12 protein-coding genes are annotated in these 15,753 nt (G+C 74.5%); 10 read left to right on the top strand and 2 right to left on the bottom strand.

The window, feature by feature from the left end; genetic code table 11:
* Nucleotides 1–2 precede the first annotated feature (2 nt).
* Complete coding sequence (locus DMP17_RS41230; RefSeq protein ID WP_226350062.1) at nucleotides 3–833, bottom strand: DUF3105 domain-containing protein; 831 nt, start codon at nucleotides 831–833, stop codon at nucleotides 3–5.
* Between the two features lie 56 nt (nucleotides 834–889).
* Nucleotides 890–2,983, bottom strand: coding sequence for a hypothetical protein (locus DMP17_RS41225; protein ID WP_337832380.1), 2,094 nt, complete (start codon nucleotides 2,981–2,983; stop codon nucleotides 890–892).
* Nucleotides 2,984–3,057: 74 nt separating this feature from the next.
* Here DMP17_RS41225 and argS point away from each other — a divergent pair, with 74 nt between their 5' ends.
* The 10 genes from argS (at nucleotide 3,058) to DMP17_RS41175 (ending at nucleotide 15,691) form a co-directional block, all read left to right on the top strand.
* Nucleotides 3,058–4,707, top strand: coding sequence for an arginine--tRNA ligase (argS, locus tag DMP17_RS41220; protein ID WP_337832379.1), 1,650 nt, complete (start codon nucleotides 3,058–3,060; stop codon nucleotides 4,705–4,707).
* A 1-nt stretch (nucleotide 4,708) separates the two neighbouring features.
* Nucleotides 4,709–6,157 (top strand): diaminopimelate decarboxylase, encoded by a 1,449-nt coding sequence (lysA, locus tag DMP17_RS41215; protein ID WP_226350064.1) that lies wholly within the window; start codon nucleotides 4,709–4,711, stop codon nucleotides 6,155–6,157.
* Between the two features lie 99 nt (nucleotides 6,158–6,256).
* Entirely contained in the window at nucleotides 6,257–7,636 is a 1,380-nt protein-coding gene (locus DMP17_RS41210; RefSeq protein ID WP_226350065.1) for a homoserine dehydrogenase, read from the top strand.
* Between the two features lie 164 nt (nucleotides 7,637–7,800).
* A complete protein-coding gene (gene thrC / locus DMP17_RS41205) occupies nucleotides 7,801–8,817 on the top strand; it encodes a threonine synthase (RefSeq protein WP_255656744.1) in 1,017 nt (338 codons plus the stop codon).
* Nucleotides 8,817–9,719 (top strand): homoserine kinase, encoded by a 903-nt coding sequence (thrB, locus tag DMP17_RS41200; RefSeq protein ID WP_337832378.1) that lies wholly within the window; start codon nucleotides 8,817–8,819, stop codon nucleotides 9,717–9,719. Before thrC ends, thrB begins: the two co-directional genes overlap by 1 nt.
* Before the next feature lie 403 nt (nucleotides 9,720–10,122).
* Nucleotides 10,123–12,438 carry a transcription termination factor Rho gene (rho, locus tag DMP17_RS41195; protein WP_443217996.1) on the top strand — a complete coding sequence of 772 codons (2,316 nt, stop codon included), beginning with the start codon at nucleotides 10,123–10,125 and terminating at the stop codon, nucleotides 12,436–12,438.
* Nucleotides 12,439–12,570: 132 nt separating this feature from the next.
* Nucleotides 12,571–12,792, top strand: a complete 222-nt coding sequence (rpmE, locus tag DMP17_RS41190; RefSeq protein ID WP_062397374.1) for a 50S ribosomal protein L31 — start codon at nucleotides 12,571–12,573, stop codon at nucleotides 12,790–12,792.
* A gap of 87 nt (nucleotides 12,793–12,879) precedes the next feature.
* Complete coding sequence (prfA, locus tag DMP17_RS41185) at nucleotides 12,880–13,956, top strand: peptide chain release factor 1 (protein ID WP_226350068.1); 1,077 nt, start codon at nucleotides 12,880–12,882, stop codon at nucleotides 13,954–13,956.
* A gap of 68 nt (nucleotides 13,957–14,024) precedes the next feature.
* Nucleotides 14,025–14,924 (top strand): peptide chain release factor N(5)-glutamine methyltransferase, encoded by a 900-nt coding sequence (gene prmC / locus DMP17_RS41180; RefSeq protein ID WP_226350069.1) that lies wholly within the window; start codon nucleotides 14,025–14,027, stop codon nucleotides 14,922–14,924.
* A gap of 104 nt (nucleotides 14,925–15,028) precedes the next feature.
* Nucleotides 15,029–15,691, top strand: a complete 663-nt coding sequence (locus DMP17_RS41175) for an L-threonylcarbamoyladenylate synthase (protein WP_226350070.1) — start codon at nucleotides 15,029–15,031, stop codon at nucleotides 15,689–15,691.
* Nucleotides 15,692–15,753 lie beyond the last annotated feature (62 nt).

Raw genomic sequence — 15,753 nt, 5'->3', positions numbered from 1 at the left:
CGTCACTGCCCGGGGGCGGGCGCGGGCGCCGGGGCCGGCTGACCGGGTGCGGGCTGCCCGGGGACGGCGGGGTCGGGCGCCGGGGCGCCGCCGGGGGTCGCGCCCTGGTTCTCGGGCAGGATCGTCTGCCCGTCGACGGTGGACTGCTCCGGGATCGGCTGGAAGGCCGGCGGGTTGTCCTGGTCGAAGCCCTGCGCACCGAGGGCGTCGCAGGAGGCGCCGACCTCGGGGTGGGTGAAGCGGTTGAGGCGCAGGGCGCGGACGAACTGGTCGATCCGCTCGTCGTCGGCGGTCTGGACCTTCAGCTGGTTGCCCCAGGACTGCAGCGAGATCGGCGCGTCGAGCCCCGGGTAGGGCGACATCACCGTGTACGGCTGGCCCTCGACCCGCTGGGCCAGCGCGGCCCGCCCGGCCTCGTCGAGGGTGTCGGGGTTGTAGGCGATCCACACGGCGCCGTGCTCCAGGGAGTGCACGAGGTTCTCCGAGCGGACCGGGTTCGGGTAGACCACGCCGTTGCAGGCGGCCCAGAAGCCGTCGTGCGCGCCGCCGAAGGGCGGGCTGTGGGTGTAGGCGACCCGCTGGAAGCCGAGCACGTGCTGCAGGCCCGGGTAGTCCTGGCTGACGATGCCGGGGATCGCGAGCGCCGGGTTGCGGTTGTCGTCGGAGGGCTCCCAGGCCCGGTTCTGGTTGCGCTGCACCAGCGGGTAGACGATGAACGCCCCCGCGAGCAGCACCAGCACGGTGATCGCGGCGACCATGCCCCAGGGGAACTGGCGCCGGCCGACCGAGCTCGGCATCGACGGTCGCTTCTTGCCGGACTTGCCGCTGGCCATGGGGGAGTCCTGTTCGTGGTCGGCGGGCGGGTTCGCCCGAGTCTAGGAAGACCCCGTCAGCGGCTCGCCCACCACCCGTAGGAGCGGTAGTCGGGGTAGGGCGCGAGCAGCGGCGCGACCGGGCGGGTGGTCACCGTGACGCGGTCACCGGTCACGAGCTCCCCGGGCACCGTGAACGACGCCTGCGCCCACGGCTGCGCGTCCGGCAGCGTCCACTCCCCGGCGGGGCGGCCGTCGACGTCGACGGCGACCACCCGGGTCCGCTCGCCGGGCAGCGCGGGCCCGGCACCGATCCGCCCGGTCAGGGTGACCGGCCGTCCGGGGACGGTGCCGCCGAGGGTGAAGGTCTCCCCGCCGACGACGTGCCGGCCGCTGTCGGCGACGAGCCGTCCCGGTGCGACGGCGGCCCGGTCCAGCACCGAGTCCGGCTGCACGCCGAGCACCGGCGGGTCGGTCGTCCAGCCGTGCGCGGCCTCGTCGGCGGTGTCCCCGACGTTCAGGTGGTCCACGATCCGGCCGGGCACGGGTGCGTCCGGTGCCTGCGCGGAGTCCGCGGCGGACCAGTCCGCACGCCAGATGCTCACCCGGTCGCAGCTGCGGTCGATCTGGCAGGTCTGCGGTGCGGACGCCGAGATGGGCCGGGCGGGCCCGGCGAGCCCGAAGGTGATGACCGGCTCGGTGCCGAGCAGCCCGGCGCGGCCGAGGTCGGCGACGGGGACCCCGCCCCACCGGTCGAACACCGCGAACCACCGCGGCCGCTCGTCCGGCGGCAGCGCGCGCAGGGCCTCGTAGAGCGTCCCGGGCCCGTTCAGCGACTGCGCCGCCATCCCGTTCGTGGTCAGGCCGACCAGGTCGACGGTGCGGTGACCGCCGAACCAGGCCGCGGCGCCGACGTCGTTGACGGCGACGGCCTCGCCCGGCGGCACGTTCCCGGCGATCCACTGCGCGACGCTCACCGGTCCCTCGCGCATCGCCGAGGCCTGCTGGCCCAGCCGTAGCGCCCAGGCGGGCGTCGCGGCGACGGTGAACAGCAGCACCACCGCGAGCAGCCCGCCGCGCGCCGCCCGGTGCGGCACGAGACCGGCGCCCAGCACCACGAGCAGGAGCAGCAGCGGCAGGAACGGCTGCAGGTAGCGCAGGTCCTGCCACATCGCCGTCGTCAGGGTGGCAACGGCCGCCACCACCAGCACCAGCCCGCCGCCGAGCGCGACCGCGAGGGTCCGCTCCCGGCGCGCGGCGAGCGCGGCGACCCCCAGCACCGCGACGACGAGCGCGAGCGGCGCCAGCACGTCCTGCCCGGACAGCCCGGCCAGCGAGGCGAGCAGTGCCGCGACGTTGCGCTGCACGTGGTCGGCGATCTCCAGCGGCTGGTGCAGGAACCCCGTGTGCAGCCACGACTTCGCGAGCACCCCGTTGGCCTGGGAGGTCCCGGTGAGCACCCGGAACAGCAGCAGCTGCCCGGCGAACACCACCACCGGCAGCACGACCGGCACGCCCCGCCACCACGGCGCCGCGGCGGGGGAGGACCGCTGCCGGTACAGCGTCCACAGCATCGCGGCGACGAACGCGGCGGCGACCAGGAAGCCCTCGGGACGGGTGAGGGCCAGCAGCGCCGCGACCACCGGCGTCCACCGGAATCGGGGACGTTCGCGCAGGTAGGACAGCTGGGTGCCGGTGACCAGGGCCGCGAGCAGACCCACCTCCATGCCGCTGGCCCCGCCCCACAGCAGCGGCCCGCACAGCGCGGTGAGCAGCCCCGCCCACCACCCGGCCGCGCGGCCGCCCAGCCGGGTCGCGGCGGCCGAGGTGAAAACCGCGGCGAGGGCGACGCCGACGACCCCGCCCGCGACGGCGACGGCGAGCAGCCACCGGCCGTCGAACCCGACCGCGTGCGCGGCGCCGAGCAGGACCATCCAGAGCAGGCTCGACGCGCCCGTCGTGATCTCCGCACCCGGCTGGTAGCGCAGCGGCTCGCCGTCGCCGAACTGCCGGGCGTACTGCAGGTGGATGTAGACGTCGTCGAGCGGCGGGACCAGGCTCCCGCGGTTGTAGGCCAGCGACACCGCGACGAACCCCGCCCCGAGCAGCAGCGCCACCGCCCCGGAGACGACGGGTGCGCGGGTACTCCGGTCGGTGGAGGGGGGCGTCACGCCCCGCATCGTCGCCGGTCGGGGTGCGGATACCTGCATGAGGGTGCCGGGGGTCCCTCCGTAGAATCCGGGTGGTGAATCCCGACGTGCTCGCCGACCTGGTCCGTGACGTCGCGCGGGACGTGCTGATCCGACGCGACCTGGACGTCTCCGCCCTGCCGGCCGATGCGGGGGTCGAGCGTCCCCGCAACCCCGACCACGGCGACTACGCGACCAACATCGCGCTGCGCACCGCCAAGAAGGCCGGCGTGAACCCGCGCGAGCTCGCCACCTGGCTGGCCGAGGAGCTGGCGACCCGCGACGGCGTCGCCAGCGCCGAGATCGCCGGGCCCGGGTTCATCAACCTGCGCCTGGCCGCCGACGCGCAGGGCGCGATCGTCGGGGAGGTCCTCGCCGCGGGCGCGGGCTACGGCACCGGCGACGAGCTGGCCGGGCGCAACGTCAACCTGGAGTTCGTCTCCGCCAACCCGACCGGCCCGCTGCACCTGGGCGGCACCCGGTGGGCCGCGGTCGGCGACGCGCTGGGCCGGGTGCTGTCCGCGCGCGGCGCGAAGGTCACCCGCGAGTACTACTTCAACGACGCCGGCGCCCAGATCGACCGGTTCGTCGGCTCCCTGGTCGCGGCCGCGAAGGGCGAGCCCGCCCCGGAGAACGGCTACGGCGGGGACTACATCGCCGAGATCGCCCAGCGCGTCGTCGCGGCCGAGCCCGGCGCGTTGGAGCTGCCCGACACCGAGCGCGACGAGGTCTTCCGCCGGGTCGGCGTCGGCTTCATGTTCACCGAGATCAAGCAGAAGCTGGGAGAGTTCCGCGTCGAGTTCGACGTGTGGTTCCACGAGCAGTCGCTGCACGACTCGGGCGCGGTGGAGAACGCCGTCGCCGCGCTGAAGGAGAAGGGCTCGCTCTACGAGGCCGACGGCGCCTGGTGGCTGCGCTCGACCGACCACGGCGACGACAAGGACCGCGTCGTCATCAAGTCCGACGGCCGCCCCGCCTACATCGCCGGCGACATCGCCTACCTGCGCGACAAGCGGGCCCGCGGGTTCGACCTGTGCATCTACATGCTCGGCGCGGACCACCACGGCTACGTCGCCCGGCTCAAGGCCGCCGCGGCCGCGTTCGGCGACGACCCGGCCGTCGTCGAGGTCCTGATCGGGCAGCTGGTCAACCTGGTCAAGGACGGCACCCCGGTCCGGATGAGCAAGCGCGCCGGCACCGTCGTGACGATGGACGACCTGGTCGGGGCCGTCGGCGTCGACGCCGCCCGGTACTCGCTCGTCCGCTCGTCGGTGGACTCCGGCCTGGACATCGACCTGGACCTGCTGGCCAGCCGGACCAGCGAGAACCCGGTGTTCTACGTCCAGTACGCGCACGCCCGGCTGTCCTCGCTGGCCCGCAACGCCGCGGACCTCGGCATCACCCCCGGCGAGGACTACGGCCTGCTGGACCACGCCCGCGAGGGCGACCTGATCCGCACCCTCGGCGAGTTCGGCGACATCCTGCGCACCGCGGCCGAGCTGCGCGAGCCGCACCGGGTCGCCCGCTACCTGGAGTCGCTCGCCGGCGCCTACCACAAGTTCTACGACTCCTGCCGCGTCCTGCCCCAGGGCGACGAGGAGGTCTCCGACCTGCACCGCGCGCGTCTCGCGCTCTGCGTCGCCGCCCGCACGGTGCTCGCCAACGGCCTGGCGCTGCTCGGCGTCGACGCCCCGGAACGGATGTGACATGAGGGCACACCCCGCAGGCCCGATGCACGCGGGCCTCACCCCCGCGCCCGAGTCGGCCGGGCCCCGCCCGGAGAGCGCCGCGGCGCTCGACGAGCTGGCGCCCGCGGTCTGGCCGCGGCACGCCGCCCGCGGCGAGGACGGCGCGCTGCGCCTGGCCGGGGCCGACGTCCGCGACCTCGCCGCGACCCACGGCACCCCGCTGTTCGTGCTCGACGAGGACGACTTCCGCGGCCGCTGCAGCGAGTTCGCCGCCGCGTTCGGGGCCGAGGCCGTGCACTACGCGGCGAAGGCGTTCCTGTGCACCGAGATCGCCCGCTGGGTCGCGCAGGAGGGCCTGTCGCTGGACGTGTGCTCCGGCGGCGAGCTGGCCGTGGCGCTGCGCGCGGAGTTCCCGCCCGAGCGGATCGCGCTGCACGGCAACAACAAGTCCCTCGCCGAGCTGGAGGCCGCGGTCGAGGCGGGGGTCGGCGGGATCGTCGTCGACTCCTTCGACGAGATCGCCCGGCTCGCCGACGTCGCCGCCGCGCGGGACACCGTCGCGCCGGTGCTGATCCGGCTCACCGTCGGCGTCGAGGCGCACACCCACGAGTACATCGCCACCGCGCACGAGGACCAGAAGTTCGGGTTCTCCATCGCCGGGTCCGACACGAAGGACTCCGCGGCGCTGGAGGCGGCGCGCCGCGTGCTCGCCGCGAGCCACCTGAGCCTGGTCGGGCTGCACAGCCACATCGGCTCGCAGATCTTCGAGACCGAGGGCTTCGAGGCGGCCGCCCGCCGCGTGGTCAAGGTGCTCGCCGACCTGCACGCCGAGCACGGCGGCGAGAACCTGACCGCGCTGCGCACCCTGGACCTCGGCGGCGGCATCGGCATCGCCTACCGGCCGGGGGACACCCCGCTGTCGATGCCGGCGCTGGCCGAGGAGCTGCGCGCGATCGTCAAGCGCGAGTGCGCGGCCTCCGGGCTGGACGTGCCGGCGATCGCCGTCGAGCCGGGCCGGGCCATCGCCGGGCCGGGCACCGTCACCGTCTACGAGGTCGGCACCGTCAAGGACGTCCCGCTCGGCGGGTACTCCCGGCGCTACGTCAGCGTCGACGGCGGGATGAGCGACAACATCCGCACCTCCCTCTACGACGCCGAGTACGACGTACGGCTGGTGTCGCGCGCCAGCGGGCACGACTCGGTCCCCGGCGGGGACGTCCCCGTGCTGTCCCGGGTGGTCGGCAAGCACTGCGAGTCGGGTGACATCGTGGTGCGCGACTGCTGGCTGCCGGCCGATCTCGCGCCGGGCGACCTGCTGGCCGTCGCGGCGACGGGGGCCTACTGCTACGCCATGGCGTCGGGGTACAACCGGCTGCCGCGCCCCGCTGTCGTCGCGGTCCGTGACGGGGTCGACCGGACCCTGTTGCGACGCGAGACACTGGAGGACCAGTTCCGTTTCGAGGTGTGAGCGCACCCGGGTGAGAACCGCCACCCGGACCTGTCTGCACCCGTCCGACCAGGAATGATCGGCGCGCGCCCGAGGGGTGCGCGCACGCGAGGAGGACACGTGGCGAGCGAGACCGGCGCCGTCCGGGTGGCACTGCTGGGCTGCGGCACCGTCGGCACCGAGGTGGTCCGGCTCATCACCGAGCAGGCCGACGAGCTGGCCGCGCGGGTGGGAGCCCGCATCGAGCTGGCCGGGGTCGCCGTGCGGCGACCGCACCGGCACCCCTGGCTGACCGAGAACTTCCCGGACCTGGTGACCACCGATGCCGGCGAGCTCGTGACCCGCGACGACGTCGACGTCGTCGTCGAGGTCATCGGCGGGATCGAGCCGGTCCGCGGCTGGCTGCTGGAGGCGCTCAAATCCGGCCGCTCGGTCGTCACGGCGAACAAGGCGCTGCTCGCCGAGGACGGCCCGACGCTGGCCGAGGCCGCCGACGCTTCCGGCGCCGACCTCTACTACGAGGCCGCCGTCGCCGGGGCCATCCCGCTGCTGCGCCCGCTGCGCGAGTCCCTCGCCGGGGACCGCATCACCCGGGTCGCCGGCATCGTCAACGGCACCTCGAACTTCATCCTCTCGGCCATGTCGTCGGGCGGGACCTCCTACGCCGACGCGCTGGAGGAGGCGACCCGGCTGGGCTACGCCGAGGCCGACCCGAGTGCCGACGTCGACGGCTACGACGCCGCCTCGAAGGCCGCGATCCTGGCCTCGCTGGCGTTCCACACCCGCTTCACCGCCTCCGACGTGCACCGCGAGGGCATGCGCGAGGTCAGCTCGGCCGACGTCGCCGCCGCCCGCAGGCTCGGCTGCACGATCAAGCTGCTCGCCATCTGCGAGCGCGTGGTGGCCGCGGACGGGACCGAGTCGGTCTCGGCGCGCGTCTACCCGGCGATGGTCCCCGACTCGCACCCGCTGGCGGGCGTCGACGGCGCGTTCAACGCGGTGTTCGTCGAGGCCGAGGCCGCCGGCCAGCTGATGTTCTACGGCCAGGGCGCCGGCGGCGCGCCGACCGCCTCCGCGGTGCTCGGCGACCTCGTCGCGGTGGCCCGCAACCGGGTCGGCGGCGGCCGCGGGCCGCGCGAGTCGGCCTACGCCAGCCTGCCGGTGCGCCCGATCGGCGAGGTGCCGACGCGCTACCACGTCGACCTCGAGGTGGCCGACCGCGAGGGCGTGCTCGCCGCCATCGCGAGCGAGTTCGCCCGGCACGGCGTCTCGATCGCCGCGGTCCGCCAGACCGGCGGCGTGAACGGCTCGGTGGACCGGGCCGACGGCTCGGACCGCAGCCAGGCCCGGCTGACGGTCGTCACGCACTCGGCGCCGGAGGCCGCGCTGTCGGCCACGGTGTCGGCGCTGCTGGACCTCGACCACGTGCTCGGCGTCGCCGGGGTGCTGCGGGTCGAGGGACTGGGCCGCGCGGTGAGCGCACTGGGTATGGGCGAATGACCACAGGTGGGGGATCAGGGAGTGGACCGGTCGTGACGGGCAGCGTGCGAGGAGTCCGGGGGCCGGCGTCCGGTCCCTTCGGTCCGGTGACCCAGGTCGCCGGTGCGGTCGCGCTGCCGCCGCCCGGCCAGTGGCCGGGTGTCATCGAGGCCTACCGCGACCGGATGCCGGTGCAGCCGGACTGGACCGTGGTGACGCTGGGGGAGGGCGGTACGCCGCTGCTCCCGGCCCCGCGGCTGTCCGAGCTGACCGGCTGCCAGGTCTACCTCAAGGTCGACGGCGCCAACCCGACCGGCTCGTTCAAGGACCGCGGCATGACGATGGCGGTCACCGCCGCGCTCGCCGACGGCAAGTCCAGCGTGCTGTGCGCGTCCACCGGCAACACCTCCGCGTCGGCGGCCGCCTACGCCACCCGTGCCGGGATGACCTGCGCGGTGCTCGTGCCGACCGGGAAGATCGCGCTGGGCAAGCTCGCCCAGGCCGTCGCGCACGGCGCCCGGATCCTGCAGATCGACGGCAACTTCGACGACTGCCTGGAGCTGGCCCGCAAGACCACCGCCGACTACCCGGCGATCGCGCTGGTCAACTCGGTGAACCCGACGCGGATCGCCGGGCAGGCCTCGGCCGCCTACGAGATCTGCGACCAGCTGGGCCGCGCCCCGGACGTGCACTGCCTGCCGGTCGGCAACGCCGGCAACATCACCGCCTACTGGCACGGCTACCGCGGCTACCACGCGGACGGCATCATCGACGCGCTGCCGCGGATGTTCGGGTTCCAGGCCGCCGGCGCCGCACCGCTGGTGCACGGCGCACCGGTGAGCGACCCCGAGACGATCGCGACCGCCATCCGGATCGGCGCCCCCGCCTCGTGGAAGGGCGCGACCACCGCCCGCGACGAGTCGAACGGGAAGTTCGCCGCCGTCACCGACGACGAGATCCTCGCCGCCTACCGGATGCTGTCCGCGCAGGAGGGCGTGTTCGTCGAGCCCGCGTCGGCCTCCAGCGTCGCCGGACTGCTGCAGAGCCACGCCGACGGGTCGCTGCCGACCGGCTCGCTCGTGGTGTGCACGGTGACCGGACACGGCCTCAAGGACCCCGACACCGCCCTGCTCACCGCGCCGGACCCGGAGATCGTGCCGATCGACCCCGGTGCCGTCGCCGCGGCGCTCGAGCTGGCCTGATGGGCCGCCCGACGCGCGTACTGGTGCGGGTGCCGGGGTCGACGGCCAACCTCGGCCCCGGCTTCGACACCCTCGGCATGGCCCTCGCGCTCTACGACGAGATCGAGGTAGAGACCTTCGAGACGCCGGGGCTGTTCGTCGACGTCGCGGGCCAGGGCTGCCGGCACGTCCCCCGCGACGAGCGGCACCTGGTCCTGCGGGCGATGCGCCTGGCCTTCGAGACGTTCGGCGGGGCGCCCGCGGGGCTGCGGCTGCGCTGCCTCAACGCGGTGCCGCACTCGCGCGGCCTCGGCAGCTCCGCGGGGGCGGCCGTCGCCGGGGTGACGGCCGCGGCCGTGCTGGCCGGGCGGGACCCGGAGCTGGAGCGCGACGCGTTGCTGCAGCTCTCGGCCGGGATGGAGGGCCACGCCGACAACGCCGCGGCCAGCCTGCTCGGCGGGTTCGTGGTCGCCTGGGAGACGGCGGGTGCCGCCCGGCGCTTCCACGCCGAGAAGCTGGACGTGCACCCCGACGTGCACCCGGTCGCCTGCGTGCCCGACCTCGAGTCCGCGACCAAGACCACCCGCGGGCTGCTGCCCGAGCAGGTCCCGCTGGTCGACGCCGCGTTCACCGGCAGCCGTTGCGCGCTGGCGGTGCTGGCGATGACCCGGCGGCCGGACCTGCTCATGGCGGCCACCGAGGACCGGCTGCACCAGCCCTACCGGCGGCCGGCGTACCCGTCGTCGCTGCGGCTGGTCGAGGCGCTGCGCGAGCACGGCGTACCCGCCGCGATCTCCGGCGCCGGGCCGACGGTGCTGGCCCTGACCGGCGACGGCGCGCTGCCCGACGGCGTCGACACCGACGGTTTCGCGGTGCAGCGGCTGCCGGTCGACACCACCGGTGTGCAGGTCGAGGTCCGCTGAGCACCGGTGCCCGCCGGGAACGTGAGGTACGCGACCCCGTGTGTCGGCGCGTCGCCCGAGGGGGGTTGTTGCCGCCCCGGGGTGTACGGACTAGTCTCGCCCGTGCATGGCGATCCACGCGACATCGGCGTAGTCTTGCGGCCGGGCCCGCTCGCCCGATCTCCTTTCTGAACTGGACTCGGAATCCCGAACGGGCGGCCTGACTCCCGCGACGTCGTCGTGGGACTCCATCTGTGAATGCTGCCGATACGGGGTCTCCGTATCGGCCGAGCGTGTGACATCCCCTGACCTGGACAGGTAACCGGGTCGGTCAGGAAGGAACTCTGTGAGCGAGACCGATCTCGCCGGTACCGGGACCGCGTCGGCCGAGGCGGCGCCCCGCCGACGCGGCGGCCTGTCCGGCATGGTGCTGGCCGAGCTGCGCCAGCTGGCCACCGAGCTGAACGTCCCGGACATCTCCGGCATGCGAAAGGGCGACCTGATCGCGGCCATCAAGGAGCGTCAGGGCGGAGCGGCGGCGGCCCCCGCGAAGAAGCCGAAGGCGAAGGCGGACCCCGCTGCCACCACCGGCTCCGACGGTGCGGACGCGCCGCAGCTCGCCCTCGGCGACACCGCCGCGGCCCCCGCCGGCAACGGCTCCGCCGCGCCGGCCGCCCCCCAGGCACCCGCCGAGCAGGCCGGTGACCAGGGCGGACAGGCCGCCGAGCAGGCCGAGGCCCCCGCGCCGCGCACCCGTCGTCGCCGTGCTGCGACCCGTCCGGCCGGCGCCCCCGACGCCACCGTGACCGACGCCGCCACCGGCGACACCGGCACCTCCGCCGGCAACGGTGCGGCCCCGGCCGCCGCCGAGAGCGCCCCGGCCGCCGCGCCCGAGCAGGCCGCCCCCGCCGCGAGCGCGCCGGAGCAGGCCGACAGCACCCCGGCCCCGGCCGAGGAGCGTCGTGAGGACGCCGACGGCGCCGGTCGTCGTGGCCGGACCCGCCGCCGCGGGCAGGGCGACGACAACGGCCAGAAGGACACCGCCCCCCAGGGCGCCCCGAAGGACACCGCCACGGACGCGGGCCAGCGGGACGCGGGCCAGAAGGACGCCCGTCGCGACGCCGACGGCGACGACCCCGGCACCGACGGCGACCGCCGTCGCGGCCGTGGGGCCGACCGCAACGCCGAGCGCGGTGCCGACCGCAACGGTGGCGACCGCACCGGTGAGGGTCGCGACGACAACGGTCGCGGCAACGGAGACAACGGCCGTGGCGGGCGCAACCGCGACGGCGACGACTCCGGCCGCGGCAACCGCGGGAACCGCAACAACGACCGGACCGGCGACCGCGGTGACAACCGTGGTGAGCGGAACGGTGACCGGAACAACGACCGCAACGGCGACCGGAACAACGACCGCGTCAACGACCGGAACAACGACCGCGGTGCCGACCGCAACGACTTCCGCGACGACGACGGCGACGACGGTGACGGCCGCGGCCGCCGCGGCCGCCGGTTCCGCGACCGCCGTCGCGGCCGGGACCGCGAGCGCACCGGTGGCGGCGCCGCCGGCGGTGGCGTGGACACCGAGATCCGCGACGACGACGTCCTGCTGCCGGTCGCCGGCATCGTGGACATCCTCGACAACTACGCGTTCGTCCGGACCACCGGCTACCTGTCCGGCCCCACCGACGTCTACGTGTCGATGTCGATGGTCCGCAAGAACGGCCTGCGGCGCGGCGACGCCATCACCGGCGCCGTCCGCCAGCCCCGCGAGGGCGAGCAGCAGCGGCAGAAGTTCAACCCGCTGGTGCGCGTCGACTCGATCAACGGGCGGGACCCGGAGGCCGCGCGCAACCGGCCCGAGTTCACCAAGCTGACCCCGCTCTACCCCAACGAGCGGCTCCGCCTGGAGACCGACCCGTCGCAGCTGACCACCCGTGTGATCGACCTGATCATGCCGGTCGGCAAGGGGCAGCGTGCGCTGATCGTCTCCCCGCCCAAGGCGGGCAAGACGACGATCATGCAGAACATCGCGAACGCGATCACCACGAACAACCCCGAGTGCCACCTCATGGTCGTCCTCGTCGACGAGCGGCCCGAGGAGGTCACCGACATGCAGCGGTCGGTGAAGGGCGAGGTCATCGCCTCGACCTTCGACCGCCCGCCGGCAGACCACACCGCCGTCGCCGAGCTGTCCATCGAGCGGGCCAAGCGCCTGGTCGAGATGGGGCACGACGTCGTCGTCCTGCTGGACAACATCACCCGCCTCGGCCGCGCCTACAACCTGGCCGCGCCCGCGTCGGGCCGGATCCTGTCCGGTGGTGTCGACTCCACGGCGCTGTACCCGCCGAAGCGCTTCCTCGGCGCCGCGCGCAACATCGAGGACGGTGGCTCGCTCACCATCTTCGCGACCGCGCTGGTCGAGACCGGGTCCACGATGGACACGGTGATCTTCGAGGAGTTCAAGGGCACCGGCAACGCCGAGCTCAAGCTGGACCGGAAGATCGCCGACAAGCGGATCTTCCCGGCCATCGACGTCGGCGACTCGAGCACCCGCAAGGAGGAGCTCCTGATGTCGCCCGACGAGCACGCGGTGATGGTGAAGCTCCGCCGCGTCCTCGCCGCGCTCGACGACCAGCAGGCGCTCGACCTGGTGCTCAGCCGGCTCAAGAAGACCAAGACCAACATCGAGTTCCTGATGCAGGTCGCCAAGAACACCCCCGGCAAGGACGAGGACTAGTCCGAGCCGTGCCGTCCGGGCCCCGGTGGGAATTCCGCCGGGGCCCGGATGGTTGAATGGACCGTCAGCTTCCCGGCACCGGTTCACCCTGGTCGTACCAGGGACCCGGCGGCCAACGATGAGGAGAGAGCCATGCGCGAGGGAATCCACCCTCAGTACGTCGACACCCAGGTCACCTGCGGTTGCGGCAACCAGTTCACCACCCGCAGCACCAAGAACAGCGGCGCCATCAGCGTCGAGGTCTGCTCCGCCTGCCACCCGTTCTACACCGGCAAGCAGAAGATCCTGGACTCCGGTGGCCGCGTGGCCCGCTTCGAGGCCCGCTACGGGAAGCGCGAGCGCGCCGCCAAGTAGCTCCCGACACGGCGCCCGTCGCCTCGCCGCACGCGAGGAGGCGGGCGCCGTTTCGCGTTCCCGCCCCAGCGCCTCGAAGGAATCCGGATGAGCACGCAGTCGGTCGACGCCCTGCTCGACGAGCACGCCGAGCTGGAGCAGCGCCTCGCCGACCCCGACGTCCTCTCCGACCAGGCGCAGGCCCGCAAGCTGGGCCGTCGCTACGCCGAGCTCGGCCCGGTCGTGCGCTGCGCCCGTGAGCTCGCCCAGGTCCGCGAGGACCGCGACGCCGCCCGTGAGCTCGCCGCCGAGGACCGCGCCTTCGCCGCCGAGGCCGACGCGCTGGACACCCGCATCGTCGAGCTCGAGACCGAGCTGACCGAGCTGCTGCGCCCGCGCGACCCGCACGACGGCGACGACGTCCTGATGGAGGTCAAGTCCGGCGAGGGCGGCGAGGAGTCCGCACTGTTCGCCGGCGACCTCGTGCGCATGTACAGCCGCTACGCCGAGAGCCGCGGCTGGAAGGTCGAGGTCCTCGGCGCCACCCCGTCCGACCTGGGCGGGTACAAGGACATCACGCTGTCGCTGCGCAGCAAGGACCCGGTGGACGGGGTGTGGGCCGCGCTGAAGTTCGAGGGCGGCGTGCACCGCGTGCAGCGCGTCCCGGTGACCGAGTCGCAGGGCCGCATCCACACCTCCGCGGCCGGCGTCCTGGTCTTCCCCGACGCCGACGACACCCCCGACGTCGAGATCCACGACGCCGACATCCGGGTCGACGTCTACCGGGCCTCGGGCCACGGCGGGCAGAGCGTCAACACCACCGACTCCGCCGTGCGGATCACGCACCTGCCGACCGGCATCGTCGTGACCTGCCAGAACGAGCGCTCCCAGCTGCAGAACAAGGCCCGCGCGATGGACGTGCTGCGGGTCCGGCTGCAGGCGAAGGCCGAGGCCGAGGCCGCCGAGGCGGCGTCGGAGCAGCGCCGCTCGCAGGTCCGCACCGTGGACCGCTCCGAGCGGATCCGCACCTACAACTACCCGGAGAACCGGATCTCCGACCACCGCGTCGGGTTCAAGGCCTACAACCTGTCCGCGGTGCTCGACGGCCACCTCGTCGACGTCCTCGCCGCCCTGACCGCGGCCGAGCGCGCCGAGGCCATGGCGGGGGAGCAGGAGCAGGAGTGATCCCCCGCTCAGGTGATGCACCGGTCACGTGGGGTGTCCCCGAGCCCCGCAGCCGCGACACTGGAGGCGTGACCGAGACGACGACCCCGGCGGTCGGCAGCCGGCTGCCGCTCCGGGTGGCGATCGCGGAGGCCGAGCGCACCCTGGCGGCCGCCGGCGTCGCGTCCCCCCGCGTCGACGCCGAGCTGCTCGCCGCGCACGTGCTCGGCTCCTCGCGGTCCACGCTGCTGATGACCCCGCTGGTGGACCCGCCGGTCGTCGAACGGCTGCAGGCCCTCGTGGCCCGCCGCGCCACCCGGGAACCGTTGCAGCACATCCTCGGCACCGCGGTGCTCGGCCCGGTCGAGGTCGCCGTCGGACCGGGGGTGTTCACCCCGCGCCCGGAGACCGAGCTGCTGCTGGAGTGGGGCCTCGCCGCGATCCGCGACGTGTCCCGCCCCCGGGTGCTCGACCTCTGCACCGGCTCCGGCGCGCTCGCGCTGGCCTTCGCGGTGTCCCGGCCCGACGCCGAGGTGCACGCCCTCGAGGCCGACCCGTCGGCGCTGTCCTGGACCCGGCGCAACCTCGACGCGCACGTGGCCGCGGGCGGGCGCCCGGTGACCCTGCACGTCGCCGACGTCCGGTGGACCGACCTGCTCATCGAGCTGGAGGGCGCGGTCGACCTGGTCGTCTGCAACCCGCCCTACGTCCCGGACGGGACGCCGGTGCCGCCCGAGGTGGAGCGCTGGGACCCGCCCGGCGCCGTGTTCGGCGGCCCCGACGGCACCCAGATCATCCAGGCCGTCGTGCGCGGGGCCAGCGGATGGCTGCGGCACGGCGGACACCTCGCGATCGAGCACGACGACACCCACGGCGAGACGGTCCCGGCGCTGCTGCGCCGCCGTCGCACGCTGGGTGAGGTCACCGAGCACGACGACCTCACCGGCCGCCCGCGCTTCGTCACCGCCCGCCGCGTCCCCTGCCCCTGACGCCCGTCCCACCCGGCGGGGAGCGGTCGTCCGGACGCCCCGCCGGTGCCGCGGATGTGAGCCGCCCCGCACCCCCGCGCGGCGCGGTCGTATCCTCGCGGATCGTGAGTGCACCGCAGACCCAGCCGCTGTTCGACTGCAGCGTCCCCGCCGAGCGCACACGCGGCCTGACCGCCGCCGCGCGCGCCGTCCGGGCGGGGGAGCTGGTCGTCCTGCCCACCGACACCGTCTACGGCATCGGCTGCGACGCGTTCAACGGCACCGCCGTGCGCGCGCTGCTGGCCGCCAAGCGGCGCGGCCCGGACATGCCGGTCGGCGTGCTCGTCGGCTCCTGGACCACCATCGACGGCCTCGTCTCCACGGTCCCGCAGTCCGCCCGGGCGCTGATCGAGGCGTTCTGGCCGGGCGAGGTGTCGCTGGTGCTGGAGCACGCGCCGTCGCTGGCCTGGGACCTGGGCAGCACCCGCGGGACGGTGATGCTGCGCATGCCGCTGCACCCGGTCGCGCTGGAGCTGCTGCGCGAGGTCGGGCCGATGGCGGTGTCGAGCGCGAACACCTCGGGCAACCCGCCGGCGTCGAACGTGACCGAGGCGATCACCCAGCTGGCCTCGAGCGTGCAGGTCTACCTCGACGGCGGCCCGTCCGGTGACCCGGTCGCGTCCACGATCGTCGACCTCACCGGCGCCCGGCCGCGCATGCTGCGCGAGGGCGGGGTGACCGCCGAACAGGTCGAGGAGGTCGTAGGCCAGGAGATCGACCGGGTCTGAGCGGGCCACCCGCGGGTGTGATCACGCCTGCACGGCCGCGGCCTGCGGGGATGGCAGCGGGT

Source organism: Pseudonocardia sp. TMWB2A (assembly GCF_017312135.1).
The sequence above is the reverse complement of the archived record's forward strand: the minus strand, read 5'-3'. Positions and strand labels throughout refer to the sequence as shown.

What these genes read in the sequence shown, in the direction of transcription:
- thrC (WP_255656744.1), top strand. Translation starts at nt 7,801, where the DNA reads ATGCCGGTGCAGCCGGACTGGACCGTGGTGACGCTGGGGGAGGGCGGT.
- prfA (WP_226350068.1), top strand. Translation starts at nt 12,880, where the DNA reads ATGAGCACGCAGTCGGTCGACGCCCTGCTCGACGAGCACGCCGAGCTG.
- rho (WP_443217996.1), top strand. Translation starts at nt 10,123, where the DNA reads ATGGTGCTGGCCGAGCTGCGCCAGCTGGCCACCGAGCTGAACGTCCCG.
- DMP17_RS41230 (WP_226350062.1), bottom strand. Translation starts at nt 833, where the DNA reads ATGGCCAGCGGCAAGTCCGGCAAGAAGCGACCGTCGATGCCGAGCTCG.
- lysA (WP_226350064.1), top strand. Translation starts at nt 4,709, where the DNA reads ATGAGGGCACACCCCGCAGGCCCGATGCACGCGGGCCTCACCCCCGCG.
- thrB (WP_337832378.1), top strand. Translation starts at nt 8,817, where the DNA reads ATGGGCCGCCCGACGCGCGTACTGGTGCGGGTGCCGGGGTCGACGGCC.
- rpmE (WP_062397374.1), top strand. Translation starts at nt 12,571, where the DNA reads ATGCGCGAGGGAATCCACCCTCAGTACGTCGACACCCAGGTCACCTGC.